18 protein-coding genes are annotated in these 26,287 nt (G+C 38.6%); 7 read left to right on the forward strand and 11 right to left on the reverse strand.

Translation table 11 applies throughout. From position 1 onward, the window contains the following. Positions 1-116 precede the first annotated feature (116 nt). Positions 117-1,283: a glutamine-hydrolyzing carbamoyl-phosphate synthase small subunit gene (gene carA, locus NCWK1_RS16185; protein ID WP_096576951.1), complete on the reverse strand. Its 1,167-nt coding sequence runs from the start codon at positions 1,281-1,283 to the stop codon at positions 117-119. Positions 1,284-1,499: 216 nt separating this feature from the next. On the opposite strand from carA, the gene NCWK1_RS16190 reads away from it, so the two are divergent. After that, entirely contained in the window at positions 1,500-2,543 is a 1,044-nt protein-coding gene (locus NCWK1_RS16190) for a retropepsin-like aspartic protease family protein (protein ID WP_096576953.1), read from the forward strand. Here NCWK1_RS16190 and trpD read toward each other — a convergent pair. The 3 genes from trpD to NCWK1_RS16205 all read right to left on the reverse strand — a co-directional run bounded on the left by trpD (position 2,473) and on the right by NCWK1_RS16205 (position 5,670). Then, complete coding sequence (gene trpD, locus NCWK1_RS16195; RefSeq protein ID WP_103125410.1) at positions 2,473-3,528, reverse strand: anthranilate phosphoribosyltransferase; 1,056 nt, start codon at positions 3,526-3,528, stop codon at positions 2,473-2,475. The genes NCWK1_RS16190 and trpD overlap by 71 nt on opposite strands. A 104-nt stretch (positions 3,529-3,632) precedes the next feature. Then, complete coding sequence (locus tag NCWK1_RS16200) at positions 3,633-4,520, reverse strand: DNA adenine methylase (protein WP_103125411.1); 888 nt, start codon at positions 4,518-4,520, stop codon at positions 3,633-3,635. Between the two features lie 13 nt (positions 4,521-4,533). Next, positions 4,534-5,670 carry a hypothetical protein gene (locus NCWK1_RS16205; protein ID WP_103125412.1) on the reverse strand — a complete coding sequence of 379 codons (1,137 nt, stop codon included), beginning with the start codon at positions 5,668-5,670 and terminating at the stop codon, positions 4,534-4,536. Between the two features lie 198 nt (positions 5,671-5,868). On the opposite strand from NCWK1_RS16205, the gene NCWK1_RS16210 reads away from it, so the two are divergent. Further along, on the forward strand, positions 5,869-6,588 hold the full coding sequence (locus NCWK1_RS16210; RefSeq protein ID WP_103125413.1) for a cytochrome b/b6 domain-containing protein: 720 nt from the start codon (positions 5,869-5,871) through the stop codon (positions 6,586-6,588). A 157-nt stretch (positions 6,589-6,745) separates the two neighbouring features. Here the strand turns inward: NCWK1_RS16210 and NCWK1_RS16215 are convergent, their stop codons facing one another. The 3 genes from NCWK1_RS16215 to NCWK1_RS16225 all read right to left on the reverse strand — a co-directional run bounded on the left by NCWK1_RS16215 (position 6,746) and on the right by NCWK1_RS16225 (position 14,144). Further along, positions 6,746-7,843 (reverse strand): hypothetical protein, encoded by a 1,098-nt coding sequence (locus NCWK1_RS16215; RefSeq protein WP_103125414.1) that lies wholly within the window; start codon positions 7,841-7,843, stop codon positions 6,746-6,748. A gap of 131 nt (positions 7,844-7,974) precedes the next feature. Beyond that, positions 7,975-11,358 (reverse strand): acetate and sugar kinases/Hsc70/actin family protein, encoded by a 3,384-nt coding sequence (locus NCWK1_RS16220; protein ID WP_103125415.1) that lies wholly within the window; start codon positions 11,356-11,358, stop codon positions 7,975-7,977. A gap of 236 nt (positions 11,359-11,594) precedes the next feature. Continuing rightward, on the reverse strand, positions 11,595-14,144 hold the full coding sequence (locus NCWK1_RS16225) for a P-loop NTPase family protein (RefSeq protein ID WP_103125416.1): 2,550 nt from the start codon (positions 14,142-14,144) through the stop codon (positions 11,595-11,597). 877 nt (positions 14,145-15,021) lie between these two features. On the opposite strand from NCWK1_RS16225, the gene NCWK1_RS16230 reads away from it, so the two are divergent. Then, positions 15,022-16,779 carry an ATP-binding protein gene (locus NCWK1_RS16230; RefSeq protein ID WP_245894915.1) on the forward strand — a complete coding sequence of 586 codons (1,758 nt, stop codon included), beginning with the start codon at positions 15,022-15,024 and terminating at the stop codon, positions 16,777-16,779. Positions 16,780-16,874: 95 nt separating this feature from the next. Here the strand turns inward: NCWK1_RS16230 and NCWK1_RS16235 are convergent, their stop codons facing one another. The 4 genes from NCWK1_RS16235 to gloB all read right to left on the reverse strand — a co-directional run bounded on the left by NCWK1_RS16235 (position 16,875) and on the right by gloB (position 20,916). After that, a complete protein-coding gene (locus NCWK1_RS16235) occupies positions 16,875-18,251 on the reverse strand; it encodes a cytochrome P450 (protein WP_103125417.1) in 1,377 nt (458 codons plus the stop codon). A gap of 199 nt (positions 18,252-18,450) precedes the next feature. Beyond that, on the reverse strand, positions 18,451-18,876 hold the full coding sequence (locus tag NCWK1_RS16240; RefSeq protein WP_096576969.1) for a VOC family protein: 426 nt from the start codon (positions 18,874-18,876) through the stop codon (positions 18,451-18,453). Positions 18,877-18,998: 122 nt separating this feature from the next. Beyond that, positions 18,999-20,096: a DUF2817 domain-containing protein gene (locus tag NCWK1_RS16245; RefSeq protein ID WP_096576971.1), complete on the reverse strand. Its 1,098-nt coding sequence runs from the start codon at positions 20,094-20,096 to the stop codon at positions 18,999-19,001. A gap of 46 nt (positions 20,097-20,142) precedes the next feature. Then, positions 20,143-20,916, reverse strand: coding sequence for a hydroxyacylglutathione hydrolase (gene gloB / locus NCWK1_RS16250; RefSeq protein ID WP_103125418.1), 774 nt, complete (start codon positions 20,914-20,916; stop codon positions 20,143-20,145). Positions 20,917-21,284: 368 nt separating this feature from the next. Here gloB and NCWK1_RS16255 point away from each other — a divergent pair, with 368 nt between their 5' ends. The 4 genes from NCWK1_RS16255 (at position 21,285) to NCWK1_RS16270 (ending at position 26,286) form a co-directional block, all read left to right on the forward strand. Further along, a complete protein-coding gene (locus tag NCWK1_RS16255; RefSeq protein ID WP_096576975.1) occupies positions 21,285-21,512 on the forward strand; it encodes a hypothetical protein in 228 nt (75 codons plus the stop codon). Positions 21,513-21,858: 346 nt separating this feature from the next. Next, positions 21,859-22,698 carry a putative nucleotide-diphospho-sugar transferase gene (locus NCWK1_RS16260; RefSeq protein ID WP_103125419.1) on the forward strand — a complete coding sequence of 280 codons (840 nt, stop codon included), beginning with the start codon at positions 21,859-21,861 and terminating at the stop codon, positions 22,696-22,698. 26 nt (positions 22,699-22,724) lie between these two features. Beyond that, on the forward strand, positions 22,725-23,891 hold the full coding sequence (locus tag NCWK1_RS16265) for a glycosyltransferase family 4 protein (protein ID WP_103125420.1): 1,167 nt from the start codon (positions 22,725-22,727) through the stop codon (positions 23,889-23,891). A gap of 154 nt (positions 23,892-24,045) precedes the next feature. Further along, positions 24,046-26,286 carry an ATP-binding cassette domain-containing protein gene (locus NCWK1_RS16270; RefSeq protein ID WP_103125421.1) on the forward strand — a complete coding sequence of 747 codons (2,241 nt, stop codon included), beginning with the start codon at positions 24,046-24,048 and terminating at the stop codon, positions 26,284-26,286. Position 26,287 lies beyond the last annotated feature (1 nt).

Genomic DNA, 26,287 nt, shown 5'->3' on the forward strand with positions numbered 1-26,287 from the left:
TTGTCTACAACCTGCTGGGATAGTAGAGTTTAGGCAAAGTAAAAAGTAAAAAATATTTTGACTTTTACCTTTTAACTTTTGATTTTGGCAGTCTCCATCTAGCACTTTTTATATTTTTACTTAACCTCAGCGTTAGTAACTGTGCTTAGTGATCGCATTGCTTGGACAAATTGCTCAAATAAGTAATCAGCATCGTGGGGGCCGGGGCTGGCTTCGGGGTGATACTGTACCGAGAAAATGGGCAAAGACTTATGACGGACACCAGCAACAGTGCGATCGTTCAAGTTCAGGTGGCTGATCTCGACAACGGCTTGAGGTAAGGTATCTGGGTTAATGGCAAAACTGTGGTTTTGGCTGGTAATTTCGATGCGCCGTTGTAAACCCGCAGGCTGATTTAAACCCCGATGGCCAAATTTAAGTTTAAAAGTTTCTGCACCCAGGGCATGACCTAAAATTTGGTGTCCCATACAAATACCAAACATAGGTTTTTGGCTTTCTAGGAGAGTTTTGACTGTTGCAATACCTTCTGTCACGGCGGCTGGATCGCCAGGGCCGTTGGAGAGAAAGATGCCATCTGGGTTGTAGCTGAGAATTTCCTCGGCTGGTGTGTTTACCGGAACAACAATCACGCGACAACCGTAACTAGCCAAACGGCGCAAAATATTGCGTTTTACACCAAAATCAATGGCGACAACAGTAAAAGTTTCTCCGCCATTGGTAACGTTTTCTTGATTGAATTCCCAATCAGGGATGGTTGGTTCTGACCATTCATAAACTTGGGGCGTGCTGACTTCCTTGACTAGATTTAAGCCAGCCATATTGGGAAATCCCTGCACTTGTTCTAGTAATTCTGCCTCATCAAGAATTTCTGTAGAAATCCCGCCGTTCATTGCGCCGAACATGCGAATTTTGCGGGTGAGGGCGCGGGTATCAATGCCGTAGATACCGGGAACTTGGTGTTGTTTGAGGTATTCGGGTAAGGATTGTGCCGATCGCCAGTTACTTGGTTTATGGCAAATATTGCGAGCGATCGCCCCTCGCGCTTGCGGCCTTAACGATTCTTCATCTTCAGGATTAACGCCTGTATTCCCTAATTCAGGGTAGGTAAAAATCACAATTTGACCACAGTAACTAGGGTCGGTCAACACTTCTTGATATCCGGTCATACCAGTGTTAAACACCACTTCCCCGATGGTGGTTCCCGTCGCACCAAAAGACCAACCACGGTAAGCAGTGCCATCTGCTAAGACAAGTAGAGCAGGTATTGCGTCAGACAGGGACATAGGCGATAGATTAGGGATGGGGAAGTTAATAGTGAGCAGTCTGTCATCCCCAATATAGTCAATACTGCGAGAGTTAATTATCCCATGAGTTCAACAACTGTGCATTCTCTAGGTAATTAATTAAGAATTAAAAATTAAGCAGACAAAATTTTTCCAGGGTAATCGGTGGCAGAAGTGGTTTTGCAGTTGTTTGGGTAGGTAAAATAGATATCAATTATGCTTCAGTCTTTTTTATCTCGTGCAGCCCTGATTTTGATCTCAAGCGCTTTAGCCGTTTTGGGTGTTGCCTGTAGTGAAGACAAACAGACTACTGAGAGTGTTGTTAATCAACAATCTGTGGTGAAAGATAATTCATCAGTACAGCCCTCTGTTGAATCAGCAGCCCCAGTAAACCGCCCGGAACCTGAAGCACTGCCGCCGTCGGAACTTGAGCCAAATTCGTTTGAATTGGGATTAGACAAAGCCGCAGGAGCCGTGAGTATTAGCCAATCGGCACAGTCGGTTGAGGATTGGAACTTAGTGGCTAATCAATTTCAAGAGGCGATCGCCCTCATGGAAAAAGTCAGCCGCCAAAGTCCAGATTTTGTCTCGGCTCAAGGAAAAATCGTCGAATACCAACGGAAGGTGAAGTATGCTCTGCAAAAGGCAAATCCTAATTTGCAGCAGGCCTCAACTGACAATCAAAAAATAGTGGTGGCAGTTCCCCAGCCCAAAACTGTGGCTAAATTTATGCCACAACCGACTGTTACAACCAGACAGCAGCCAGAACAGCGGGTTTTTTCAGCAGTAGAAGTTCCGCCTCCCGAAAAAAATGTGTTTGTTGCCCCAATCAAACGCCGCGTTGGTGGTACGCCGATTGTGGAAGTCACCTTTAACGGTCAGCAAAAATTCGACATGATTGTGGATACAGGAGCGAGTGGGACTGTTATTACTCAGCAAATGGCTAATGAGTTAGGGATTGTTGCTGTGGGTAAAGCCAAAGCAAATACCGCCAGTTCCAGAGCCGTAGAATTTCCTGTGGGTTATGTCGATTCAATGGCAGTTAGTGGGGTAAGGGTGAATCGAGTGCCAGTGGCGATCGCTGGGACAGATTTAGAAACTGGCCTATTAGGACATGACTTTTTTGGTAACTACGATGTCACCATTAAACGTAATGTTGTTGAGTTCCGTCCTCAATCCCATTCAGAAGTTAATTCGATAGAAATTGAACTAACTCCTCCAACTTCGTCCACGAACTCCCGTTCTGTAGAATTTCCTTAGCCAAACTCACGCCTTGAGCATGATCTAACAATGGGATCGCCCCCGCAACTTGTAGGGCTAACGAAGCATTTAACGCTACAGCATCTTGTTGTGCTGTGGTTCCTTTGCCTTGCAGCACAGCTTTGAGAATTTCAGCATTTTCCTGCACATCGCCACCCTTAAGAGCATTGATAGATACAGGTGTTACACCCACTTCTTGAGGATTGATAGTAGTTAACTGCACTTTGCCGTCAGATAACACAGCTAAATCAGTTAAATCCCCAAGGCTGGCTTCATCAATTCTTTCGCGTCCGTGTAAAACGATCGCTTTTTGTTTGCCCAGATTATGTAACGCTTGAGCAACAGTTTCTAAAAGTTTGGGCGTAAACAACCCCACCACCTGCCCAGTCGGACGCAAGGGATTAACTAACGGCCCTAGTAAGTTGAAAACAGTCCGAATTCTCAGATTGCGGCGCAGTTGAGCCACTGATTTCAGTGCTGGGTGCCAACCAGGGGCAAATAAAAAGGTGATCCCGACTTCTTGTAAGGCGGCTTGGACTTTTTCGCTAGGCGCGCTTAAGTTGACACCCAATGCTTCTAAAACATCTGCGCTACCTGTAAGACTAGAGGCGGAACGATTACCATGTTTAGCTACAGGTACACCATAAGCCGCGACTACAAAAGCCACCGCCGTAGAAATATTGAAAGTTGATGAACCATCACCGCCAGTTCCACAAGTGTCTATGACAGTGCTGAGTGCTATGGGTTGAGGGCTGAGTGGTCTACTCTGAGATTGTAATACCTCGGCCATACCGGTTAATTCTTCGGCGGAAACGCCTTTAAAATTGAGGGCAGTTAAAATTGCTCCTGATATCTCTGGGGGAACTGCTTCACTCAGCCACCCTTGCATCAATTCCGCAGCTTGGGGGCGTGTCAAGGATTGACCGTCTATTAATTGCTGTAGCAGAATATACCAGCTTGTAGAAATTTCTGGGGAAGTTGTCATAGCTAGGGTTGTAAGTGATGAAAATGCGATCGCCAAGGCTTCCTAAGAAGCGGATATGGCAGCTATCGTACCGGAAAATGAGCAGCTATCAAAGTTAGTTGAGTTCAAATATCAAGGCTTAATTGAATAAACTGGTTCATATCATTTTGACTTTGCATTTCGTTTGATAAATGCTTGACAACTTGGTAATTAGTAATAAATAGCTCGTTACCTTTAGCCGCACTATTCTGTTTATAATTATTCATTCCATACTGTAATTCCCACTCAAAAATATAAATATTATCACATTTAAAATTATCACGAATTTGGGGAGAATTATCGTAAGTAATCAGCCAAGGATGATGGCATTGTTTTAAGCTTTCAGCAAATCTTTGATGTTCAAAAGAGGTGTGTAAGTCTCCATCCTTACCATAGAGTCTAGATTTAGTAGCACTAAAATATGGCGGGTCTAAAAATAAAAATACATTTTCACCTTTTTCATTTAACAGGCAACTATAATCTAAGTTAGTTATTTTTATGTCTGCTGTTAAAATAGACTCTAGCTTTTCTAAACGATCAATTGAAGAATGCGTAAATCTTTTATGAAAAGATTCCTGAGAAAAACCACCAGATTCTATAGTTCCTGAAAAAGTAATTCTGTTAAGGATAAAGAAACGTACTGCTCTTTCTAAATCAGACAAACTTTTTACGTCTACAGTAGTTAGCTCTGTGAATAATAACTTACCATCTGTATATTGATTTTTTATCCTGCGTATTTCTTGAACTAATAGAAATATATCAGATTGCGCGATTTTCCAAAATAAGAATAGTTCTGGATTTAAATCATTAATCCAAATTTTTAAATCAGGATATATTTGCTTTAAATAAATAAATACAGAACCACCGCCAACAAAAGGTTCTCGAAATTCGGAAAAATTATCTGGTAAGTATTCAATAATCTGTTTTATCGCTTTGGATTTGCCTCCAGGATAGCGGAGGGGACTTTTGAGCATAATTATAAATCTTTTATGAATTTCCAGACACTTCTATTTTCAATTTATCATTATTTACTGCTTCTAAACCCAGTTTCCTAATAATTTGTTTTTGAGGATTATTAAATACTTTGCTATTGATGTTGAGAAAATTTTCAATTTCTTCTAATGAAGCGTCTGGTAATATTAAGCAATCTTTAACTTTATTGCCAGTCAGCTTTAACTTAGTATTAAATAAAACTTGTTGATTATTGAGCATCAAAGAATCTAAATTAGAAAATAAAATTAGCTTAAATAAACCATCTTGAATATCTGGGAGTTTCGGAAAAGATGCTTGTGATGTATTTTTTGATTCTTGTATGACACATATATCTTTATCAAAGATAATCTCATCAGGAGTTAAATAATAAATCCCTCCTAAATAGTTTTCAATACTAAAAGTAGATTTTAATCCATCTACTAAATATTCTAGTTTATGAGAAGTAAGGGCTTCTCTTTTACTAGCACTTTGAGAACCTTTAAGAGAGATGTTTTTAAATTCATCAAACTCATCTGTGATTTTTCTGAGATATTTATCTATACCTGCTCGTGAGTGAATTTGAACTCCACTTTGACGAGAGATACTTTCATACGAATCCAATGCAGTTTCAAAAATATTAACAAACCTAGATTCAAATAAACTTTTATTCCAATGCAGTGCGCTTTGACGATATGCCAGTATTTCATCTATTTGCTCTTTAATAAATAAATTATCAAATTTTTGGTTAGTAAGTTTATTTCTGTCTATTTGTCCTTTTTTATTGCTTTTCTCTGCTGTTTTATAGTAAGCCAGAACAATATAAATATTTAGCAAGTTCATCCAAGATACTGTAGAATATTGAATTGCATCTCTATCACCATCTTTACCTTCATCTTTAAGTACAGGGATAATTGTTATTATTTTGGATGAATTATATGTATTGTAAATCCTTGCAAAAGGATAGCTTCTAGTTCTTTTAGGTGATACCCATTTTGAATATGCTATTTCTGTTTTAGGTGTTCTGATTAAACCATATCCACCTACTTTATTAATATCAAAATCATCAAAATTAGTTTCAATTAGTTTATCATTTAAGAATGTTCTATAAGTTACACCCTTAATAAAACCAGTAAAATGCAAAATGTTAGGCATAATTTAAAACTTTAAGATGATTTTTTCAAAGCCATATAAAATTATATGTGAATTAATTCTTATCTTAAGAATATAAATGAGATATTAAAACTATACAAGGCACAATTCAATTTTCCCTAATTTCCTTCTAAGCATAGTTATGAAGTGACTCTTTATCTTAAAATATCTTTATATTTGTTGTAGAGAATAAATGTTTTTATGTCTCGTTCTGTTCCCTATCAACCGTTGTGGTTGCGACTACTGCATGGCGTGAGTGGAATTTTTGCGATCGCAGCCATCATCACTGGATTTCTAGTTTACAATACTTACGATGGACGATTTGGTAAAATTTCATTACCGCAAATTGGCGATATTCAAGGGATTCATGGCACTTTTGCCTTATTTTTCTTGATTGTGCTACCAGCATTTGCAATTTACAGCTTTCATGCTGGGAATAGGCGACTTATCCAAGCTAATTCATGGGAACAACTCAGTCAAGTTGGTAAACCAATTTGGTGGATGAGTTTGCAAAGACTAGCTAACACTCTTATACTAGTTGCTTCAGTTTTTTCTGTAATTTCTGGCAGGATGATGAAAGAAGAATGGCTTCCTGCTGGAGAAATTAATGATATTTGGTATACCCTACATCTTATCGCTTGGTGTGTGATAGTTGGCTGTTTAGCTATTCATCTTTTAATGTCTATTAAAGTGGGTGGTCTGGCATTGTTATTGTCTATGTTTTCTTTGCAAGTTCGCACAGAAGATAGTCCAAATCAATGGATGACTCGTTACCGTACTTGGTGGAGTAGCTTACAAACTAACTTTGGGGAAAGAGCTAATCAATTGCTAGATAATAATTTAAGTTTGAGAATTATTGAGGGGTTTGTATTGATTGGAGTTGTTGTTGCATTTCTCCTACCTCTATTTTTCTCGGAATAGTAATATTTAATTAATAGGTTGTGAATAAGAAAGTTATTAATTCTCACGCAGAGGCGCATAGACGCGTTAGTTGCTTCCCGAAGGGTAGGCGCAAAGAGTATTTATTTATCTACTCTCTGCTTTCTCTGTGCCTCTGTGGTTCTTTAAAATAATTCTGTTAACGTAGTGAACGAAATATTACACGACCTGGCAATTCTTCTTGATTAATGCGTGCATAAACTCGCAAACAAGTTAAAACTTCTCCAGGAATACCGCCACAATTTAGCTGTAAATCATCTTTGGAAAAAGCACATATATCAGCATAGAGTCCTGACAGTTGGCGAATTCTGACATTGTGACCTGATTTATTGGCTTTATCCGCAACTTTTTTTAAGGTTCGGCGTGATTCTTGTTGTAATTTTCCCCACCAAGAATAGCGTTCAACGGGGGGAATGAATACTAAAGAATGTATGGCTTCATCTATATCAATCCAAGTACGTACAATGGCTAAAATATCGTTATTTTCTTCGGCTTTTTGGGTGCGGTAAAAGCGGTCTGTTAAAGCTTCTATGTATTGTTGTTGCTGTTCTGGTTTGGAATTGAAAGGAATAATATCAAAGCTAAAAATACTTTTTAAGGCATGATGTAAATCTGGTTCTATCTCTATAAATTTGAGATATAAATTTAATAAGCCAGCGAGTAATTGTAAATCTTCTGATTCGTGAATTGGATGTAACTTTGATTTTAAAAGTGCTTTTTGAGATAAACATAACCCCTGAACATTCACACTACCTTTGAGTCCAGGGTAAATAATTTCATCTCTGATAAATGGAAGTTGATAGAAGTTAGATTTATCTTCTACTGCACCAATTTCTTGAGCTAAATCTAAGGCGCGTTGTTGCCAAAATGCAGCTAAATCATCAGGTATTCGTAGTAATTTACGGTGAATTTCATGCCATAAATCAGTGTCAGTTTGGCTTTGTAATGGTGCATCACCTAAATATAAACTTAGTTCTGAGTCAGCATCCCAAACGTCTTTAAGATGGTTTAGTTTTAATTCATTTGAAGATTGGATAATAATCGTTTCTTTTTGATGTACAGGCTGCAACAAATATTGGATTTCTTGCAGCAATTCTGCACAAATTTCAGCACCAGGATCATCAGGTATTTCTGTATAGGCTTGGTTTAATGCAGCTTCTAGTCCATACAGGCTACACCGCAATAACCTGGCTAATTCGGAGTTTTCTGTTTCTAATAGTTGACGTAGATGCTGCATGGTGAGTAAGGGTTTGCATTAATTTAAACGCAAAAGGGCGCAAAGGTAAACGCGGTGAGACCAGCCCCCGTCTTGGCGGTTTCCGTCACGATGGGGGACTGGCGAACCCGAAGGGAGTAACGCGGAGTAAGTTAGTGTATGCCACAGAAGGGATCGCGTTCTTTATCGACTTCGTTAGGTTGCAATTCTAATTCTGCACGATAAACACAACCTTCTTGTTTTAAACATTCTTGACTTGTAGATATCCAGTAGGGAACTTCGCCGGGGTGCATTCGCAAAATACCTTTGTTGTCTAAGGTGACACGATATTGACAAGGATAGTCTGTAGTGACGGATGGTTTACTGAGTGAACCGATACGTATCCATTTTTTTCTGTTAGTTTCAGTGTCGGTTTGATAGACGTAAAATGTGTGTTGTCCAGTGTATGGAAAGGGAGGTAAGGGATTACTAATTAAACCTTTTCCTGGTTGGGGTGAACCATCGCGGAGGTAATGAAATTCGTGTAGAGATTGATTATCATTTGAGTCGATTTCAAAGACTAAATGATAAGCATTTGGTTGATCTACGGTTGCTGACTCGATGACATTGACTGCGATATCGCCATCAGTTAAGTCTTTATTTGGTCGTTCTACGGCGATGTTCCATTTTAGTTCACCGTCGGCAAATAATGAGGTGTCGGAAGCTGCTAAGATGGCAGAACCAACATCAATACCAGGAACATCAATTAAATAATGGGGATTTCCTTGACATAATAAAACGCTAAATTGTAATGTCTGGTCAATTTCAAATTGCACTTTGATTTTTTTGAGAAACTCCGCTTCTTCCATCCCTAATTTTTCCATGAGATGCTTACCGTCGAAGCTTCCCCACAGTCTTAAATCACCGTCTTCGTAGTCTTGGCGATAAATAATATTAGTTAACTGTATACCTTGCCAAGCTGTACGCACTTTGGCGACTGTTTCCCAAGGTGCAATTTGATGGAGTTCTTGTCCTGCTTTAAATACTGGTAGTAGTTCGTTACTTTGGGTTTTGCGTTTGAAGTTGCAAGGTAAGTAATAAAATAGATTTTTAACGTCAATTTCTAATTGATTCGCGCCTTTTTGTAGAAGTGCTTTTGATTCTTCGGGGTCAAATCTAAGTCGGCGTAATTTTTCGGCGTAACACGCACCTGCGGAGGTGGCAAGTTTAGTAAATTCTAAAACAAAGGTGATGCGTTCTGGGTTCCAAACGAAGTAGGGAGACTTGCTAAATTCCTGGTAAATATGGCGTTGTACTAAGTCGAGATTGCAAGTTTTTCCTGAGAGAATTAACCAGTCAACCTTGTGGGTATTCCAAGCATCGATGGTGTTATCTTCTGAACGTAAGCGGCTTTCCATTAAGCCTTTGGCAATACCAATGGCTTCTTTTATGGCAGAGGTGGCAACACGTTCAAATTGTTGATTATCTAGGGTGACTGCAATATTATCGGGGTTGTGAATTTGATATTTGATTGCGCTTTGGGTGAGAAGTTCGGCAATTTGTTGTTCAGATATTGTAAAGGTTACAAGTGAATTATCGGTTGGCAATTTTTGTCCGAGTTTGAGTTTACCTGCTTCTGCGTGATCCCACAGTGTGTAAAAGGTTTGTAGGCGTTGTGGTGCTTGTTGCCAACGGGTTGGTAATACTTTCTCGGCTGTATCTAAGGCATCTTTATAAGCTGCGTCGCCTTCGGGATTTTCTCTATCTAAGCATTTTAGTAAACTGCCTGTTTTGAATTTACCTTGGTCAAGAAAACGCTCGTTTAATTCGGCACTAATTAAGTCTTCGAGTTTTTCGCTGTCGATATCGCCACGGGTAACTGCTGTTAAGAGAAAATCTGCGATCGCAACTTTTAATAACCTAAATACTCTTAGTGTAATTAATTCGCCACCAAGTTGTAAATGTCCCGATGAACCTAATAGTTTTGGCGTTAATTTATAATATCTGCCGCCTAAGCCTCGGTCTTCGTTATTGGCAAAGAAGGGGGTTTTATCTTCTAAGGTTAATTCAATTAATGCTAAGTCTGTTGTGCCACCACCGATATCTAAAACTAATACATTTTGTGACCATTTATTCCCATCGCGGCGACAACGAGTTTTAAAAGATTCAATCCCAATATTTAAATTACCGCCGAATTCTCGCCAGAGGAAAAATATGGCTACAGAAACAGCTTCATCGTAAGCTGTTTGCACATCATCAATACCTAATTGTTCAACTAACTGCTTAACTTCTTTGCGAACTACTGGCGGTGCAACGGTGGGATAGGTAACAACTGCGGTTAACAGTTCACCTTCAGAAAATCTGCGTCTGGCGCGTTGGCGATAATCTTCGGTTAAATCAATTAAATGCGCCCAAGCTGCTTGAATTAATTGGTTAACATTAATATTAACTTCGGTATCATTTAACATTACGGGGAATGTTTTATTCTGACCAAAATACCGCTTTGGTGAATGATGAAACCGACTGATAATTTCTTTTAAAGAACTGCTAGTACCTTGAGCGATCGCTTTTTTTCGATTATCTCTTGCTTCTCGCCCCATTTTCAGTTTTAATACTTCTAAGTTGGAGATTTCTAACTCGCTGGGGATTTCGCTATCGCGGCGGTCAATATCTAGAACTACGGGAATTAAATTTTGCGATTCTAAGGTGGGAACGCGAAAAACTTCGTGATATATTTGATATAGTTTTTTACTAGCGGCGCGTTGAAATTTTTCGCTATTACCTAAAGATAATTCGATTTGGCGAATTGCTTCTAAAAATCTTTCTCTGTTATCACTTTCAAAAATTTCGCATAAACGACTAGGTTCGATTTCTAAGTTTTTACTAATATCAATAATAAATTTCTGCCACTCAACTTCGCTGATTTCTGGTAGTGCTTCAGAAGCAGGAGAATTGAGCCATTGCAACAGGCGATCGCGCAATCTCAATTCCTGTTCCCGTGGTAAAATTTCCGCAATGGGAATTTCTATCGGGTCAAACAAAGTCACGGTAGAATTTGACGTACCAAAATCTAAAGCAAACCATCCCGGAAATCTTTTGACTTGTTGATAGTTAACTGGTTCTTCCGGTGGGTTTGGTAGTGACTCAGAATTCATAATTTGCGCTTCAGCAGTAGATGGTGTCCATAAATAACAAACAGCCTGAACTTGCTTAGGTTCAGATAATACTGGTTCCCCTGAAAAGTCGGAATCAAAATATTCAACAATTACTTGTAAGGTACAGTTGATTGGTTCTGTTAAAGGTTTCTCTAATTTACAAGGATATTGTTCTAGTTGTCCGATTTGGGAAATTTTTGGGGTGACAGCATCGAAGGGTTTATATGCTTTTTGAATTTGGGTTGTTAGTTCGCTGGGTGTACCTTTAACGGAGAAGTTTATCCGGGCAATATGGGGTACATTATTACCAATAGCAACTAGTTGAATAATGGGAAGTTCTAAATATTCGTTTTCGTTAATTTGGACTTGAAAGCGTGGAGGGAGGCGAATTTCTACTGGCATTTTTTAGTTCCTTTCTTTTATTTCGCGTATAGACGCTGTAGCGGCTTCCCGCAGGGTAGGCGCAAAGGCGCAAAGGTATTAGTGTTTGGTAAATGAATTAAGATGTTGTAACTACTTCAAACTACCTAAATGTTCTAAACGAACCGCAAAGAACGCATAGACGCGATAGCGGCTTCCCTCAGGGTAGGACACGAAGGAAAGAAGGAGAAGAAGATATTAGTTAGACAATAAATTACCTAGTAACCAGGGATATCTAAATCAGAAGTGGTGGCTATTTCTGCGAGAATATTTAACCAAGTGGGAATAGCCAGTTTTGGTGGTAAGTCTCCAGCAGCAAGGTATCTCAACAATGCTTCTTTTTTGGAAATATTTTGCAGGGTGGGAATAATTTGGTCTAAAATTCCTTCGATTTCTGAGTTGACTTGTTGATTTACTTCACTCACATACTGCACTAAATGTAAACTGGCACTGGTAGTTATTTCATCACGCAAACGTAATACTAACATTTGATGATGGCTGGCTCTGGGTGAATTTTGATTTCTTTCGGGAGACCAATCAAATATTTGACCAATGTTGTGTTTTTCGTCTTGGCGTGCGAGGGGAAATATCAATTCGGGGGCAATTTCTTTATCTTTGCTATTAATTTCTGCAAGAATAGCTTCTTTCCATTGATTGGGGTCGGAACCTAACAGTAATTTATAAAATAAATCGGCTTCTTCTCCACCAAAACCTATTTCAATTTCTTGTTCCATTTCTGGTGAGAGAAGAGATTTGAGATAGTCCCGTGCTTCAGCTACTTGATTGGAGAGTTTATTTAATAAATCTACCACTGCTTGACGAATGCGATCGCGGGCAAATATCTCGACTTCTTGCACAGTTTTTTCAAAGGTAGGATAGAAATCATCACTCTTACTTGGTAAAGCATTATTAGTGCGATTTCCTCTTTCAAATAACTTACCGGCCGCACCTTTTGTTTCAGCTATGGTGATAGCACCATTATTTGCTTTGTTAAACAATAAAGTCCACTGGTTCCAGTTGAGAATTTTAAAGGTGAGTTCGTCTTTCACAACTTCACTCACGACAGTTCCGCGACGGTCTTTGAGTGGTTCTTTGCCTAATTCTTTTTGAAAGTTGCGGTAGGTTTTATCTAAACTATCGATAGCATTTCGCAAATCAATTAATGTGGGACTATCAACAGTTGGTATACCTTGTTCGTGAATTTCAGCGATGATATTTTTCAGGTTTTCTTGTTGTTGACGGAGACTTTCAGCCGCACGACGGGTGTCTTCATACAGTTGCTTAAGTCCGTGCATTGCAACGTGATTTTGAATTAATTCTCGCAGTTTAGCAATACCGCCATCTTGAGCAAAATAACCTAATTGTCTTCCCAGTTGACTACGTGCATCCGACTCTAGTAGTCTTTCGCTGAGGCGAGTCCATTTTTGCTGTAAACGTTTTGATCGCTCCAGGTAATTAGGATAATCTAAGTTAGATAAAAATTCTGGCGAACCAGCTTTAACACTACTCGAACGTTTGGCTAATTCCGCTAGTCCCAATAGGGGTGATAACAATACAATGCGGTCTTTTTGAGTTGTGAATGCACTCGCGCCATCAATAGTTGTTTGCAGAACTTTGAGTTTTTGAACAACAGCATTCTCATATAAAGGAGTGTTGGTTTCTTCGATGAGTTGGTCGAGTTCTCTTTCGCCCCCTTCACTTTCTAGGGGTAACTGGTCAAAACGACCGACACCAACCAAAATTAAATCTTTCAGGTCTTGTCCCGGACGCTGTTGCTGCATCATGGTAAAGATTTTATTGGCGCGATCGCTCCCCGGCGATTTACCATTGAGCAAGATTAAAATTGTCTGGACTTCCGCCAATTCTCGCAGCGATAAAAATGTATCCCTCGCACCAGAGTTCGCCGCACCCAAACCCGGAAAATCTAACAAAATAAATTCGGAAGCATCGGTTACATCCCAAATTTCCCGCGAGATTTTCACTTCAATATCAACACGGCGAATTAAGGGGAAACTATTTTGTAATAACTTGGTGGCTAACTTTTGGGGTGGACTGGGTAAACGGATATGTGCTGGCGGTAAGTCTGCAAACCTGAGAGTTTGAATAGCCATTGGTTGTTCTGCCAGCTGTAAACCCTCCCGTGCTGTGGCATGATCAATCTGATAATGGCCGCTACACATCGCCTCGCCGTAGGAACTATAAGCACGCACAAATAACACCAACTCCCGCAGCAAATAGCGTAACTCTAAATTATTACTCTGATTCCATGCTTGTTCACACCAAGCCAGAATATCTTTGCCAGAGTTTAACTGTGCAACCTGTATAGGCACAAGTCCGGCTGCTGCTGACCTGCGGCTGGCTTCTGCTAACATATAGCGCAGGCACTCTTTCACCCCTTCATGGGAAAGATACTCAACAGTAAAATTTCCCACTTGAGTAGTCGTAAATTCATCTTGGGGGATGAGGTGAATGGCTGTAACGTTACCCGTAGTGGGGTTTTCATTGACTGGTAACGCATCTGCATATCCGATTAAGCTACCTAATAATAAAGTTTTGCCACTACTAAATTCTCCCATCACACCAATTTTCACAGGGGAAGTTGCAAGTTCTACGGTTTTCTGGGCAGTTTCTCGCAAACGTTCCAGACATTCATCCAGGCTGGCTGGAACCCAGTCTTCTTGTTTAGAAGGATACTGCGGTACCGAGTTAATTTTTTGGAGTATAAATTCGCCATACTCTTTAAAATTTGCTAATTTTTCAGATTCCATACAATAGTTACCGTTAAAAATAAAATTTATGTGAGTTTTATAACATAAAAGTTGCCAGCAGATGTAATGGTGTTCCTCATTTAAGTGAGGTACATCTTGCTGATATCAGAAACTACAATGTCCCTGATGCAATGGTGAACTGTGATATCTATTGATTGGGAATTGGTTAGCATCTAGGTATATCTGTTCTCAAGCAAACAGCTATTTATTCTGTACAAAAACTTAATAACAGTCATTTTTAATCAAAATTTAACTTTATTACCCAGAATCTCATCTTAGTGAGTATTAATGCACAAATATGCACTTCTGAAGAATTCTTTTTTGATAATTTTTATGTTTGAAAAACAATGTCTACAACAAAAAAATCAGGATTTAAGCTAATTTTTAATCGTTGATAATCCGATTCCGCAGCTTTTTCTGTATAAAATGTATCATTCACGATTACTGTCAAATTTTAAGTCGAAAGATTAAAATAACTTAATTAAGTCAAAGTCTACGCTATATCAATACCAATTTTGTAATATTTGAAAATATTTTAATTTACAAAAAATTCAACATTATTACTTAAAAATTTAAGCATAATTGATTTTGCAGCAGCAAAGTTATGTTACATTTCTATTTACGCAAAATATTATTTACCCAGTGATCTGACCCACTCTTAAGATAGATGTCTTACTAAAGTGATAATACTAAGATCATAATAGTAACTATTTATTTTCTGGGGTAATATCGCAGGATAGAAAATAAACAGTTTTTAAAATTTAAGTTAATTTTTCAGATTTTATATCATATTCTTCTCCGTAGAAGTAGGCAGGTAAAAGTGTTCTCTGAAAGGGTGCAAAACTTAAATAATAAACTTGATGAAAGCACGAAAATAGTGCAGAAGCGCAATACAAAAAATATAAGCGATCGCAAGTTAATAACCATAGCATTAGCGGATGCTAATCATGAACTAGCAACAAAATTTGATAACCAGATAGTAACAGAACCAAACTCATTTCCGAAAACTTCTCAAATCCAAGCAATCTGGCAGATGCTTGCAGATATGTACTTTCGGATTGATCCCCACGGTATTATTTTAGAATATCAATCAAGCAAAACATATAATTTAATTAAACCATCCACCATAATTCCTGGTAAGCAATTACTAGAGTGTTTACCAACATCTCTTGTCATCCGCTTTCATCAAGCAATCAATCAAGCTTTGCAAACTCAGGCTGTAGTTAGTTTTGCATATAGTTTAGATTTAGGAGAAAGTAAGGCACAATTTGAAGCCAGATTATTACCCTTAGAATCACAAGAAATTATCGTACTTGTGCGTGATATCACTCACATAGTCCAAGAAGCTTTTATTGAGTGTGGTGATAACTTTCGGACTATTGTCGAAAACGCCAACAATATTATTTTTTCGCTCACTCCTGATGGTTTATTTTCTTATGTATCTTCCAACTGGAAAGATATTTTAGGGCATGAAGTAGCAGAAGTTGAAGGTCTGCATTTTGCGGGCTTTATACATCAAGAACATTTATCAACTTGTGTAAATTATTTCACCACAGTTTTCACCACAGGTCAACAGCAAGAGGCAATTGAATATCGTGTGAAACACAAAAATGGTAATTGGCAATGGCATAGTTGCTACTTATCAGCCATCAAAGATGCTACTGGCAATATTATTTACTTTATTGGTATTTGCCACGATATTACAGTTCGCAAACAAGAAGAACTACGGCGACAGCGTACAGAAAAAGCTTTAAGAAAATCAGAAGCCAAGTTTCGCGCTAAAACTCAGCAGCTAGAAGAAACACTGCGACAATTGCAACAAACCCAGGCTCAACTGATTCAGTCAGAGAAAATGTCTAGTTTGGGACAGTTGGTAGCAGGTATTGCTCACGAAATCAATAACCCTGTGAATTTTATTTATGGCAATGTGAAATATGCCAACGATTATGTACAGGATTTATTACATTTAATTCAACTTTATCAACAATATTTTTACCCACCAACACCAGAAATTCACCAGCAAATATATGCAGTTGATTTAGATTTTATCCGCCAAGATTTACCTAAAGTATTAGATTCGATGAATAGTGGTGCAGAACGCATTCGTCAGATTGTCTTGTCTTTACGCAATTTCTCACGGGTTGATGAAGAAGGGGTAAAATTAACGAATATCCACGAAGGTATAGATAATTCGCTCCTACTATTGCAAAACCGCTTGAAATCTCAACCAGAATCTCCAGAAATTGAGGTGATTAAAGAGTATGGGGATTTACCACAGGTGATGTGTAACCCTGGACAGATGAATCAGGTATTTATGAACCTGTTAACAAATGCTATTGATGCTTTAGAAGAAGTCGCTATTCCCCATCCACAAATTCAGATTCGCACATATTTGCAAGCAGACGATCGCATAGTTATTAGTATTACTGACAACGGGCCAGGAATCAACGAAAAAATTCGCGATCGCATCTTTGACCCCTTCTTTACCACTAAAGCCGTAGGCAAAGGTACAGGTATGGGGTTATCAATTAGCTATCAAATTATCGTCAAAAAACACCGTGGTGAATTACATTGTGTGTCCACAGCAGGAGCAGGAACTGAGTTTTTAATTAGCATACCCAGACTAGTAGAATAAGGCAAAAATAAAAAGTTAAAAGGCAAAAGTAAAAATTTTAATTTATTCAGCTTTTGCCTATTTTTAGGTAGTAAATTTATTCCTGATTTCTGACTTTAAAACTTATCCTTTACCATCAAATGCACACCGCCATCCGGTGTAAATACTATGCCACGCCGGACAGGTTTGATAGGAGCTTTTTCTAACAACTCTAATGAGTAGTGAGAGAGGATTGTTGCTAGAACTAGTTTCATTTCAAATAAAGCAAACGCCATTCCCAAACAGCGACGATTTCCACCACCAAAAGGCACAAATTCATAAGGAGAAAATTGGCGTTCTAGAAACCTTTCTGGTCGAAAATGCTGAGGTTCTGGATAAATATCTGGGCGATGATGAGTTAAATAAATACAAGCAGATATTGTCATACCTTTGGGTAAATCGTAACCCATCAATTGCATAGGAGCTTGTAAAATGCGCGGTAAACTAAAGAAAACAATTGGATAAATTCGCAGTGTTTCAGAGCAAACAGCATTCAGATATGGTAGTTGAGCAATTGTTGTAGGATCTGCACTTGAGATATCAACAGAATTAAGTTCTTGCAGTAATTTTTCGCGGACTTCTGGCACATAATGAATCCAATATAAAGCCCAAGCTAATGCGATCGCAGTAGTTTCATGGCCAGCAAATAGCATAGTCATCAACTCGTCGCGTAGCTCCTCATCACTCATGGGTTGACCATTTTCATCCCGCGCAGACAATAGCAAACTCATAATATCTTCTGCTGAGGATTCTGGTTGATGGCGACGTTCCCGAATTTCTTGATAAATTAGCTCATCAAGCTGCTGTCTACGTCGGATAAATTTCCCCCAAGGACTCCAAGCACCTAAATCTCGTTGCAATGACTGGAAAAATAAGAAAACAACGCTCAATGGTGCATTAAAAGTATCCAACATCTCAACTAAGATTTGCTGAATTTTTTGGTAACGTTCCCCTTCTTTGAGTCCAAAAACAGCGCTTAAAATCACCTTCAGGGAAATTTCCTGCATACTGGGACGAGCAATAAATGATTGCCCAACTTGCCATTGACTAGTGACTTGATTAGCAATTTCACAAATCAAATTACCATAGGCTTTCATCCGTTCCCCGTGAAAAGGCAGCATTAAAAGTTTACGCTGTTGCAAGTGGCGATCGCCATCAAGTAATATTAATGAATTTGTGCCTACCAAAGGTTGAATAACTTTGTTTCCTGAACCTGATTCAAACAACTTAGCATCAGCAGTAAACAGTTCTTGAATTGCTTGCGGATTACTAATAATTACCTGTGTAGGAAAACCAGCAAATCTGGAAATAAAAATATCGCCATATTTTTTTTGATGCCAATCTAGATTTTCGATTGGTTGTATAATTGCTCGCGCCGTTTGAAACCATCTAGGCTCGATTGCTTGCGGTGGTAGTTTATAACTGGTTTGGACGTTTTCTGGGAAAGTAATCATTAGTTATGCTCCTACTAAGAGAGTTGGGAACGCAGAGGAGTAGAGAGGTAAGCGCAAAGGTACGCAGAGTTTTATCACAATATTAGTTGTTGATTTTGCTAGTAATCCTAAGTTTTTCTTCAATTCTTCATTTACCGATGCCCTAACAAACTTGGCTACTGCTGTAACTGCCAGTACTGATAATAGCGATCGCCTATCCTTACTCTTGTTGTTGTGCTTGGGCGATCATAATATTAACCTCCTGACCATAAGCTACCTCAAGTTGATAACCATCAGGGTCGCGGATAAAAGCCCAGTAACCAACCGGAGAACCCCAATCATGAGGCCCTTCTTGCAATAAATTTTCTAATTTCGCCTCATTACAGAGATAATCTACTTCCTCACGGCTTTGACAGGCTACACCAAGATGGAACCCAGATGAAGGCTGACATTGTGCTTGATCTAATTGCAATAGCACAATCACAAATGGTCGAGTTAAATCGCTAATCCAAGCAACTTCCAATTGATTAGTTTCATCGGTGCGACGATGTACTACTTTCATTCCAGCATACTTCTGATAAAAAGCGATGCTTTTATTGATGTCTGTTACTCCCAGTGCAATATGAGTAAAGCCAATATCTGCCATTATTTGTTTCCTAAATGCAATCAAAAATATCTCTTAGATTTATAATGTTGCCGATAAATTTCAATTTTAAAGTTCTCCAGATTCAAACCTTGCTGTTTTTCAATGCAAAGGTAAGCTGAGTTTTAAATTACTTCTGTAGGAAAGCAAACCTCGATCGCTTTTTCGACTAAATCAAGACCTTTACACACCACTGTATTCCGCCAAGTCAGATCTGCTGGTGCAAACACTTCTGCCAATCTTTGGCGCGTCCATTTTTTAGAAGGGTGTTCTGGCGGAGAATAGAAATGAGCGCGATTTTCGGCCCGTAAGGCTTCTACTACTTGCATAACTGGGTAAGTACCAAACTCAGCCGTGAGAAACTTGTAATCACATTGGGGAAACATCGCTTGACACCAAGTTCCTAAACCCCCACGAAATTTATACATCTTCCCCTCTGGTTGATAAGGTTCCACGACATCAGCACCAAACTTTTCGATTAACCATTGGGCTGATGCTGAATCTGGGAGGTCATTAATAAACAGTTTATAAGTCGCTTTTTTGCCTAAACCAGTGTGTAAATCAATATGCAGAACATTTTTAGCATTACCAATCCAGCGAGGAAGATGAGCCGCTAATATTTGATATGTTTTCGATGGTCTGTTTCCACCAAAAAATAGACCTTGGGGAAAGTCGTATTGACCTACAGGTAAGGTATTGATTAAAGAATTAATCCCGTGACGGAAAATAGTAGCGATCGCTTTCATCAAAAACGGTTCAAAAGGCGATGGTGGTGAAGTAGGGTTAAAGAACCTATCCAAGTCCCCGTACTTTTCAGGACTACCTGTATATTCCTCATGAGGTAGCAGGAAATTACGGTTGAGGTCAATATTTTCTTCATTCCCACGCCGTTCCCAGGCAAAACCATAAGGATTTAAAGCGTGTAACAGCACCAAAGCTGTTCTTGGGCTGGGACTCCAACCAATCAAACGTTCTTCTAACAAAGCACATTGAACAGCAGAACCAAAAAAACCCTCAACCCCATGCAAGCCACTAGAAACAACCAAAATTTGTTCAGGTTGTGAGGTTCCTAATATTGCCACATCAATAGTTAAGTCCTCTTCATCGGGGCCTGTTTGGTCAATAGAGTATGTTTCTAATTGGCAACCTAATGCTTGTGCTGCGGCGCAGAAACGGTATTTTGCAGTAGCGTAGTTTGGACTGAAGCCAGAAGCGTAAGACATAGGAAATAGGGGCAGAGAGGGGTGAATAACTAATGATCAATGGTCATTAAAACCTATCTTTCATTCCCCGAATGCGGGCGAATGTTTGCACTGCATCATTACTGTTGGCGGCTAGTTGTAGGGATGGTTGTTCCCAACGCAAAAATGGATTGGTACGCTTTTCTACTCCCAATAAAGAAGGGACAGTGGCTTTTCCTTGAGTGCGAAAAGTGTTTACTTCTGCATAGCGCTGTTGTAAGTCAGTATTCTCACCATCAACAGTGAGGGCAAATTGTAAATTTTTTAAGGTATATTCGTGGGCGCACCAGACACGGGTATTATCTGGCAGAGAACGCAGTTTTTCTAAAGATGACACCATTTGTGTCGGTGTACCTTCAAATAAGCGACCACAACCACCAGCGAATAAAGTATCGCCACAAAATAATTCTCCCGGTTCGTCTGCTGTGTGGGGTGGAAAGTAATAAGCAATATGGGCGCGGGTATGACCGGGAACGAAGATGACCTCAGCCGGGCGATCGCCAAAGGAAATGCGATCGCCTTGTTGCAGAAACACCTGCTGTCCGGGAATTCTCCCTTGATCCTCCGCTCCACCATACACAGTCAGTTTAGGGCAGCGTTGCATTAACTGTTGATTACCACCTACATGGTCATGATGATGGTGAGTGTTGAAAATCGCTACTAACTCCGCATTGAGTTCTGCTAGTTTGCTCAACACTGGTTCTGCTTCTGCTGGATCGACAACGGCGGCAATATTTTGTTGCGTATTGTGTAGTAAGAATATGTAGTTATCTGAGAGCGCCTCAAGACGGAGTACCCGCATTTCCTCTTAACTCCCTTACATTAATAAATTCTTGGTATTTTTGAGATACCGTAAACTTTTGGTTTTATTTATTCTAGCGGGTAAACTGCATCAAGCATGTTAATCTACAACCGTGGTAATACTGAAAGCAACATAAAAACTCATCAAAAACAGTTATTTTTATCAGTAAAAATCCTCTGGGAGTATATATAAATCTGAAGTTAGATTTATTGTGTTATTTTTAGTTATAAAAATAGCTAAAAAGACTGTTATCAAATGGTGTACATATTTGCTATTGGCTACCAACATTAATCTTGATCTGGGGTGCATTTACCTATACTTCAGTTAGCAAATATTGCCGTAATTTTTTACATTTCTCAGGAGAAGTAATGAGCGATCGCCCGTCTATCTACATTAGTGTTGATAGTCAATCAGAAATTGCTATTAAAAAAATAGTAGATAAAATAATTTCATCAGGAAAGCTGAGTCGTCAAGACCATACGTTACTACTTTCTCAAGCATTTGCTGATGGTCTAATCAACGATAGAGTCCGTCGCCAGGTTAACCGCATCCTAGATCAGATTCAAACAGGGCAGTTAAAATTAATCGACTGGTAAGGCGTGATTGACTATTCAATTCATCATCAATAGCATCACTCATTCCTACCTTGTGTATTATGATGGTCTAGATGACAAGATTCATCATCTATCAGCGCACCTATGTTTGCTGAAAAAACTAGAACCTCTACAACAACATCAACTACACCTATATAATATTGCCAACATATCTATCTGGCGTAATCTCTATAATTATTTTCAAAGCTGCATTTTATAGATATTTAAACATCTAAATAAAAAGTTAGCTTGACAATATCTTGTAAGTTTTAACCAATCTTCAGAACTTTTGATGACACAAACAGCAGATTAATAATGTTTGCAAATACATACAATTAACCATTAACTTATGAAAGAAACTAGAGGATTTATTACTATCTTAACTGGATTGTATTCTTTTCAAGACTGCATTCATTTTTTAGCCGCAATCCGCAAATTTCATCATGAACCAATAATTGTTTTAATTGACCAGGTTCCGCCAATTTTATATCCTTTTTTAAAAGTATTTAAAAATGTCATTCTCAAGCCAGCACCAAAGCATGAAAATACAGTATTAGCATCACGACTGGCTAAAGTCTCTTTATATAATGCGTCAGAATTCGATAAAACAATTTTTTTAGATTCAGATATTTGCTTATTAACCGATATTAATGATGTCTTTGAATCTTTAGATGAATTTGACTTATTGTTAACTGAAGATGTCCAACCAGATATATCAAAAGCCACCAATTTACTGCGCGGTAGTCAACAAGAAAACTTAGACAAAGTTTTACAAACACTTCAATCTGTAGGTTTCCCACTCCAAGAAAAAGATATTCAATATAATAGCGGCTTAATTGCCTTTCGGAAAACTGAAGAAACCAAGAAATTATTTAGTGAATTTCAAAGATATTTTGGAATTATCACTGAACATCAAGATAAATTATTATTACGAGATCAAGGAGCTTTTGCTACTGCGATCGCCACCGTTAAACCTAAAATGAAAGTCTTACCACCTACGTATAATTTTTTGAGTAAGTGGAAAGATGCTTACAAAATTGATCAAGAAATTAAAGTATTACATTGTACCTATCCTTACCGACCTCAGTATGCTAAAAATATTACTCGTTCCTTGTACACGAGAATATTTGATAAACTCGCTCATCTCTTTTTGCCTGATCAAGTAACAAATCCCTGGCGACAGAAATAATTTATCTTCAAGGAATATGATTAAGAATGAAAGATAAACCCAAAATATCCATACTAGTTTGGAATTTATCAACTAACGATGGTTTTATTCGAGCTTCACTTTTAGAAAAAGCTTTACATAAATTAGATTGTGAAGTAGAAATTATCGGTTTTTTATTTGATAAAGAATTATATCGAGCGATTCCCTCAGAAGCTCAATTAAAAACTGTTGAAGGTGGTAATTATCCAGGATTTTTTAAATCTATCAACAAAATTTTAAAATTAATTGATGGTGATATTATTTATGCAATTAAGCCGCAAGTAGCCAGCTTTGGGGTAGCCCTAATCAAGAAATTATCTAGTAAAAAACCAGTAATTGTAGACATAGATGATTGGGAACTTAGTTGGTATGGTGGCGATGCTTGGCAATATAAACCCTCACTTAAACAATTAGCTAAAGACATACTCAAAAAAGACGGTGTTTTAAGAATTCCCTACCATCCTTTATATATTAAATGGATGGAAAATTTGGTCAAGCGTGCCGATGCTATTACAACACATACTAGCTTTTTGCAAAAGCGGTTTGGGGGAATTTCTGTGCCTAACGGCAAAGATACTGCTTTATTTGATCCGGCTAAATATCAGCCAGAAGAAAGTAGAAATCGCTATGGTTTATCTGAATATCGCATCTTAATGTTTCCTGGCGCACCTAGACCTTATAAAGGGCTAGAAGATGTTTTGATTGCTTTAGATAAACTGAATCAACCAGACCTAAAACTAGTAATTGTCGGTGGTAGTCCCTACGACAATTATGATGAAGAACTCCGACAAAAATGGGGACGCTGGATTATCAAATTGCCCAATTATCCCGCAGATGTGATGCCTGATGTGGTTGCGGCGGCTCATGTTATAGTTGTTCCCCAGCGAGACACTCCCGAAACGCGGGCGCAATTCCCGTTAAAATTGACAGATGGTATGTCAATGGCCAAACCTGTATTATCCACAAGAGTTGGCGATATTCCTGAAATTTTAGGTGACACAGGCTATTTAGTTGAACCTGGTTGTCCTGAGCAAATTGCCGAGCAAATTCAACTAATTTTTCAAGATTTAGATGCTGCCAATGAACGCGGTAAAAAATCCAGAGAAAGATGTGTGGAAAAATATAGCATTGAGGCGATGGCAGCCACTCTCAAGTCAGTAATTGCGCGGTTGTAAATAGGATTTTTAAATGATAGGCTAATGCCCGTCTCATGATGATTTGTTATTACAAAAAGCCAATTTAAAAATATTTATTTGAGGATTAGCTGGTTTGGTAATTAATTTATGAATAATATTGTATTGAGCATATATAAAATTTGATAAATCCCCAATGTCTACCAAGCAGCTACTAGTAAGATTTGCCAAACCCTATCCAGGTTTAATTCTGCTGACTATAGTCTTGGGATTTTCTGGAGCCTTGTTTAATGGTGTCAGCACAGCTTTAATTGTGCCGGTTATTTTAAAAATTGTCGGGCAAGATGTTGATTTAACTAAAGCTCCAGCAATTCTCAAAAAAATCATGACTCCCTTTGATGGTGTACCAGATAATTACCGCATCATAGTCATGGCTGGGGCAATTATATTGGTAATTATTTTAAAGAATTTAGCTACCTATACAAGCTCATTAGTATCTAATTCTTTAACGCGTATGTTGATGTCAGATATGCGCGAAGCTGGATTAAAGTTATTACTAGAAATTGATATAGATTATTATGCCAAGATGAAAGTTGGTGATTTAATCAACCGTCTTGGCGGAGAAATTGGGCGCTCCGCTACAGCCATTGGTAATACATTCAAATTAGCTATTTTAGGGATTACAATTTTAGTATTTATTGGTTTATTGCTATCAATTTCTTGGCAGTTAACATTAGCTTCTACCGCTTTATTGTCTTTGGTGACATTGGTAAATCAATACGCCATTGCTCGTGCCAAAAAATTTGGGAAGCAGCTAACCGAAATGTCGAAAGCTTATTCGATTTCAATGTTAGAGACACTCAACGGCATTCGGTTAGTTAAATCAACAGGTAATGAAGGCAAAGAATATCACAGAATTCAAAAATTAATTCGGGAACGGGAAAAAGCAGATTTCCAATCTCAGGCTAATTCAGAAGTAATCGCACCGTTGAGTGAGGTTATGGGAATTAGCGCTTTAATTTTGATTGTATTTTTAAGTAAAACTTTTTTTGCTAATCAAATTGCATCCCTTTCCGCAGTATTACTCACATATTTATTAATCCTGTTGCGACTGCTACCATTAATCTCCCAGTTAAATGGACTGCGAAGCAGTTTTGCCAGCACCAGCGCCAGTGTCGAAGCAGTCACAGATTTTTTAAGGTTAGATGATAAGCCTTTTATGCCTAAAGGTGAAATTATCTATACCCAGTTAAAAGAAGGAGTGCATTTTAATTGCATTTCCTTTGCTTACCCTGGTCATGAGAAGTTAGTTCTCAGAGATGTGGATTTATTTTTACCGCGTGGTACGACTTTGGCGTTAGTGGGGGGTTCTGGCGCGGGGAAATCAACTGTTGCTGACCTCTTACCGCGATTTTATGACCCGATCGCTGGCAGTATTAACTTAGATGGTACAGATTTACGGAAATTTGATATCACATCTGTACGCAAGAGAATGGGAATTGTTAGCCAAGACACCTTTCTCTTTAATAATTCCGTTAAGAATAACATCGCCTACGGACGACCAGAAGCGACGGAAGATGACATCATCAGCGCCGCCAAGCGGGCGAATGCCTACGAGTTTATCAGCAAATTACCCCAAGGATTTGAAACCTTAATTGGCGATCGCGGCGTAATGTTATCGGGGGGACAAAGACAGCGATTAGCCATCGCCCGCGCCTTGCTGCAAAATCCCGAAATTCTCATTTTAGATGAAGCCACCAGCGCTTTAGATACGGTTTCCGAACGTTTAGTCCAAGAAGCATTGGATGATTTAAGCCGCGATCGCACCACCTTAGTCATCGCCCACCGTCTTTCCACAGTCCAAAAAGCCAATCAAATCGCCGTCCTCGATCAAGGACGAGTGGTAGAAGTCGGAACCCACGAAGAACTTTTACAAAAAGGTGGTTACTATTCTCGCCTGTATACGATGCAGTTTGGCGATCGCCCAGATGATAACGCTCAACAACATCAAAGTTTAACCCGCATTTCCCACGAAATTCGCACCCGCCTCAACTCAATGATTGGTGTACTGGGGTTACTTATAGATGATTTAATCGATAATTCCCAAGAACAGCAAGAATTAATTGAAGAATCTTATAAATCTGCCTTGAGAATTATTACCACAATTGATATTTTTCAAGACATTTTGAAAATGCAAATTCAAGAGCGATTTCTCTCTTCCACAGAAGCCAATCAAAACCTCAATCATCGATATCAACGCTTTAATTTGATGTTTTCTGAGTTTCGTGACTGTTTAAACATTAGCTTAAACAATCTGCGTTCCCTTTCTGAAACTGCCATTTACACTCCTGAAGAACAACATCAATTGATTACAAATGCTTATAATTCTGCCATTGAATTAATTGATAAACTAGAAAAATTTGAAGACAAAATATAAT

Source organism: Nostoc cycadae WK-1 (genome assembly GCF_002897135.1).
Classification (GTDB): Bacteria; Cyanobacteriota; Cyanobacteriia; order Cyanobacteriales; family Nostocaceae; genus Nostoc_B.

Coding starts and splice junctions, on each gene's coding strand:
- carA (WP_096576951.1), bottom strand. CDS start 1,283: ATGTCCCTGTCTGACGCAATACCTGCTCTACTTGTCTTAGCAGATGGC.
- NCWK1_RS16190 (WP_096576953.1), top strand. CDS start 1,500: ATGCTTCAGTCTTTTTTATCTCGTGCAGCCCTGATTTTGATCTCAAGC.
- trpD (WP_103125410.1), bottom strand. CDS start 3,528: ATGACAACTTCCCCAGAAATTTCTACAAGCTGGTATATTCTGCTACAG.
- NCWK1_RS16200 (WP_103125411.1), bottom strand. CDS start 4,520: ATGCTCAAAAGTCCCCTCCGCTATCCTGGAGGCAAATCCAAAGCGATA.
- NCWK1_RS16205 (WP_103125412.1), bottom strand. CDS start 5,670: ATGCCTAACATTTTGCATTTTACTGGTTTTATTAAGGGTGTAACTTAT.
- NCWK1_RS16210 (WP_103125413.1), top strand. CDS start 5,869: ATGTCTCGTTCTGTTCCCTATCAACCGTTGTGGTTGCGACTACTGCAT.
- NCWK1_RS16215 (WP_103125414.1), bottom strand. CDS start 7,843: ATGCAGCATCTACGTCAACTATTAGAAACAGAAAACTCCGAATTAGCC.
- NCWK1_RS16220 (WP_103125415.1), bottom strand. CDS start 11,358: ATGCCAGTAGAAATTCGCCTCCCTCCACGCTTTCAAGTCCAAATTAAC.
- NCWK1_RS16225 (WP_103125416.1), bottom strand. CDS start 14,144: ATGGAATCTGAAAAATTAGCAAATTTTAAAGAGTATGGCGAATTTATA.
- NCWK1_RS16235 (WP_103125417.1), bottom strand. CDS start 18,251: ATGATTACTTTCCCAGAAAACGTCCAAACCAGTTATAAACTACCACCG.
- NCWK1_RS16240 (WP_096576969.1), bottom strand. CDS start 18,876: ATGGCAGATATTGGCTTTACTCATATTGCACTGGGAGTAACAGACATC.
- NCWK1_RS16245 (WP_096576971.1), bottom strand. CDS start 20,096: ATGTCTTACGCTTCTGGCTTCAGTCCAAACTACGCTACTGCAAAATAC.
- gloB (WP_103125418.1), bottom strand. CDS start 20,916: ATGCGGGTACTCCGTCTTGAGGCGCTCTCAGATAACTACATATTCTTA.
- NCWK1_RS16255 (WP_096576975.1), top strand. CDS start 21,285: ATGAGCGATCGCCCGTCTATCTACATTAGTGTTGATAGTCAATCAGAA.
- NCWK1_RS16260 (WP_103125419.1), top strand. CDS start 21,859: ATGAAAGAAACTAGAGGATTTATTACTATCTTAACTGGATTGTATTCT.
- NCWK1_RS16265 (WP_103125420.1), top strand. CDS start 22,725: ATGAAAGATAAACCCAAAATATCCATACTAGTTTGGAATTTATCAACT.
- NCWK1_RS16270 (WP_103125421.1), top strand. CDS start 24,046: ATGTCTACCAAGCAGCTACTAGTAAGATTTGCCAAACCCTATCCAGGT.